The organism is Paenimyroides tangerinum, assembly GCF_003865405.1.
Lineage (GTDB): Bacteria > Bacteroidota > Bacteroidia > Flavobacteriales > Flavobacteriaceae > Flavobacterium > Flavobacterium tangerinum.
Genome location: NZ_RQVQ01000082.1, coordinates 1 through 4,323, shown reverse-complemented (window position 1 = coordinate 4,323; position 4,323 = coordinate 1). Strand labels below are relative to the sequence as shown.

The following is a 4,323-nucleotide window of genomic DNA, read 5'->3' as shown; positions in this document are numbered from 1 at the left end:
TTTTTGTATACTGGTTTTAATAGTGCGAATTGTAATTCTTTATTTTATTTCTTTTTCTTTAAAAGCACTAAAGAAGACAAATACAAGCCTTAATGACTTGACTATTTACACCGGGAGTGTTAGGCGCCGTATTCATGAGATCCAAAACAAATATTAACGCTCGAATAAAGTGCTTCGACGCAGTCTAAATACGGTCTAAATGGTTTCGAACACTAAATCAAAAGAACTCACTTCGTTCAAATACAAGCCTTTAAGACTTGACTATTTACACCGGGAGTATAAGGCGCCGTATTCATAAGAACTAAAACAAATATAAACGCTCGAATAAACACCTTTTGATTTTATGCTTTTCTCAACTTTTAGACACTCGCATTTTGACTGTATATCGGGGTTTCGATTCTGCAAAATAGGTTGTAAATTCTTTTTTTAGTCCGTATATTTAATTTGTTCTACCGAATATATTTAGTATTCTATTTACAATTTCCCGATTCCCTAATTCCCTATTTGTTGTCGGGGTTTCGATTCTGCTGAATATTGATTTCATTTCCAAATTAAATATTCATTATTTGGCTTTAAGCTATATGCTGTAAGCTGAGTTCTAAATCGGAATATCATTTTCAAATCCGATTCCCAATTTCCCTATTCCTTAACTCGTTGATTCGCTTTGTTTCTACTGAATATTCAATTTTGTAGTTTTATACTTGGTCACTTCGTCACTTCGTCACTTGGTTACTTGGTCACTCTTTTCCCTATTCTCCATTCCTTAAATCGCTGCTTTAACTTCGTTCCGTTCGGACTTTGTCCTCTGGTGCTTTGATTCTACAGAATGGTCTATTTTGTAGTTCTAAACTTGGTTACTTCGTACAGTTCGCAAGATCGGGTCAGTATCGCATCTAGTTTTCAAGAGTTTGTTTTGGTTTAAATAGAACGTTTTAGATTCTTGTTTTTTACTTTTTCTTTTGGATTACCCCCAAAAGAACCAAAAGGGGTTTCCGACGCAGTATTTTAACGATCTACTACGGCTTATTTCTAAAAGGAACTGGTCTTGCTTTTTCAAAGCATCGGTCAGCAGTTCCTTTTTTACGAAATTTCACCTTGCAGATTCTCGTTAAAATTCTGTATGTCGGGGTTACGTTTCTGCAAAAAAGGTTGTGAATCCTTTTTTTAGTGTGTTTGATTAATTTGTACTACCTAGTATATTTAGTATTCTATTTACAATTTCCCTATTCCCTAATTCCCTATTTGTTGTCGGGTTTACGATTTTACTGAATATTGATTTCTTTCTTTCAATGAACGTAGTTTCTTACTACTGGATATTCTATTTTAAAGTTCTAAACTTCGTCACTTCGTCACTTGGTCACTACATTCCCTTTTCCTTAAATCGCTGATTCGCTTTGTTTCTACTGGATATTCTATTTTGAAGTTCTAAACTTGATCACTTGGTCTTCTCTTCGGTTAAATTGATAAAAAAATGCCCCACAAAGCAAATAGACTTTCTGGGACATTTTGTATCTTAAAATAAATTAAACTTGAATTTGTGCAGTTTTTAGAATTAATTCATTTTTTTCTAACTGTAATTTTAATTCTTTTACCTGGGTATCTAGTTTTAAAATTTTTGATTTTGCTTTTAATTCTTTTTCTAAAGTTAGCTTTTTATTCAGCATGTCTTTTTCATACTTATTAGATGCTTTTTTTAGACTAATCTCTGCATTAACTAGTTTATCTTTTGTTTTGGTTACATTTTTTTGAGCTTTTTCGATTGACGTATTAGATTTAGATAATCTTTTCGCTTCATTTAGTTTGTTTTTTTGTGCTTTTTGAAGTTTCTTAAGCTCATCTTTAACAAAACTCACTTCCTGATCTGCAGCTTTTTGAACTCGTTTTGCATCTTCAGTCTTTACTTTATCTTTTAATTTTTTTGCTTCTTTGGTTTGTATTGCTAATTGTTGTGCTTGACTGTCTTTTTGAATCAATTCTTGTTTCTTCAATTCTATTTCTTCGCCTAATTTAGAAGCTTCAGTATTTAATTCCGTGATTTTTTCTTTAGATGATTGAATTATCGCTACTGTAGTTTGCGCATCTTGTGCATTGGAATAAAAAAATGAAAATAATAAAAATAATACGGTAATTTGAAACTTACTTTTCATATTGATTAAATTTTATGATTTTTACAAAACATATTTCAAAAATCATACCAATTTATGTTTTTATACTTTTAAAATCAATTATTAAAGAATATTTATCCAATTATTTATTTTTTTTATAAAATATAAACAATCTATTGGACTTAAATCCTGAATATTCTATAACTATCCTAAGTGCATTATCTAATAAACATTACAACCTGGTATTCAATTTTTTTTTTCACAGATGCACCGATTCAAATGGATAGCATAAATTCACTAAACAATTAAATTTTCACAGATTTTGAATGCAATGCATTCAATAAGTAACATAAGTTGTATGCTCTACTCAGATTAATGCGGAAAAATATGTGTGTCTGTGAGTCTTCTATAATGTACTACGGGTTTTATAATTATATAATCTGATGATAACCTATTATTATATCGAGCTTATATAGCTTTATAAATTTAACGAATAAGTGTCAAAATTACAACTATTTTTCTACAAAATCGAAAAATTTCAAAAAAAACACAAGCTTTAAGTTAATTTAAAAGTTTTTTTTTATATATATTTAACAAAATTAAAACAAATAAAAAAAATATACCATGAAAAAGTTTGTAAAATCAAGTCTGTTACATGACCTACATGCCATCCCGAGTTTTAAAAGGAGTGCGTTTGTGAAAGATGAGTTAAGAGAAAAGTACCCTGATTTAGAAAATGATTCAGAACTTATAGTTTCTATATTAGATGAATTTGATTCTTCTATTGGGGTATTGAACTCGAAACAATTTGAGAACATTATTAAAATAATTAAAACGGACTTTAGTTTAAGTGCCATAGGAATCAAGTTAGATTTATACAATATCAAACCTGAGTATTTTGAATCGATTCTGAATTTCTGTAATGATTATTATAAAAATCTAGACGCAAAATTATTGGATGATACTTTATCGACCGATCTTGAAATAACCTTTCAGAATTTAAAAAAAATTATCAAACAGGGTTGGATTGGAGATTGGGAAAGTAACCCTGAGGATGATAATATGAAGATGGTTAAAATTCCAGCATTTATTGAAAGTGGAAAGAAAAAGCGCTTTTTTTTAGCTAAAATATTTAAAACGATCCCAATAAGGTATCAGGATAAAATAAGGTATAGGGTTTATTTTTTAAATCCAAAGATTATAGTGACTTAACTGATGTACAGATATGCTTTTGGTATTGATTTAACTACGTTTCATTCGGGCTTTGTCCTCGAGTGCGGATTTGTTTTTGTGCAGATTCTCTTTGTTTCTACTGGATATTCTATTATGCCATTCTGCACTTGATGCATTATCTCATTTGTTTTTTGGGTTACTTTGGTTTAAAAGCACGAATAGTATTTTTTTATTTTATTTCTTTTTCTTTAAATGCACTAAAGAAGACAAATACAAGCCTTTATGACTTGACTATTTACACCGGGAGTATAAGGCGCCGTATTCATGAGAACTAAAACAAATATAAACGCTCGAATAAAGTGCTTCGAAGCAGTATTTTAACGATATACTACGGCTTATTTCTAAAAACAACCGGTCTTGCTTCGCTTCAAATACAAGCCTTAATGACTTTACTTTTTAAACTGAGCGTGTAAGGCGCCGTATTCATGAGAACTAAAACAAATATTTTCGCTCGAATAATCAGCGGTTGCTTTTTTACGAAATTTCACCTTGCAGATTCTCGTTAAAATCCTGTATGTCGGGGTTTCGATTCTGCAAAATAGTTTATAAATGCTTTTTTAGTCCATTTTTAATAGCATCTTGTTTTTTGTATACTGGTTTTAATAGTGCGAATTGTAATTCTTTATTTTATTTCTTTTTCTTTAAATGCACTAAAGAAACAAAGTGCTTCGACGCAGTATTTTAACGATCTACTACGGCTTATTTCTAAAAGGAACTGGTCTTGCTTTTTCAAAGCATCGGTCAGCAGTTCCTTTCTTACGAAATTTCACCTTGCAGATTCTCGTCAAAATCCTGTATGTCGGGTTTACGTTTCTGCTGAATATTGTTTTTACTCTTTCAATGGACGTAGTTTGTTACTACTCGATATTCTATATTGAAGTTCTAAATTTGGTTTACTTTGTACAGTTCGCAAGCTCGGGTGAGTATCGTATCTTGTTTTTATTTTTTCTTTTACCTCCTCTTTGTTATTTTAAAATTAAGGTAT

Annotated in this window: 2 protein-coding genes; one reads left to right on the top strand and one right to left on the bottom strand. The window is 30.4% G+C overall.

Annotated elements, in window-relative coordinates; genetic code table 11:
- Nucleotides 1-1,523 precede the first annotated feature (1,523 nt).
- Nucleotides 1,524-2,147: a hypothetical protein gene (locus EG240_RS16095; RefSeq protein WP_125020353.1), complete on the bottom strand. Its 624-nt coding sequence runs from the start codon at nucleotides 2,145-2,147 to the stop codon at nucleotides 1,524-1,526.
- A 582-nt stretch (nucleotides 2,148-2,729) separates the two neighbouring features.
- On the opposite strand from EG240_RS16095, the gene EG240_RS16090 reads away from it, so the two are divergent.
- Entirely contained in the window at nucleotides 2,730-3,317 is a 588-nt protein-coding gene (locus tag EG240_RS16090; protein ID WP_125020352.1) for a hypothetical protein, read from the top strand.
- Nucleotides 3,318-4,323 lie beyond the last annotated feature (1,006 nt).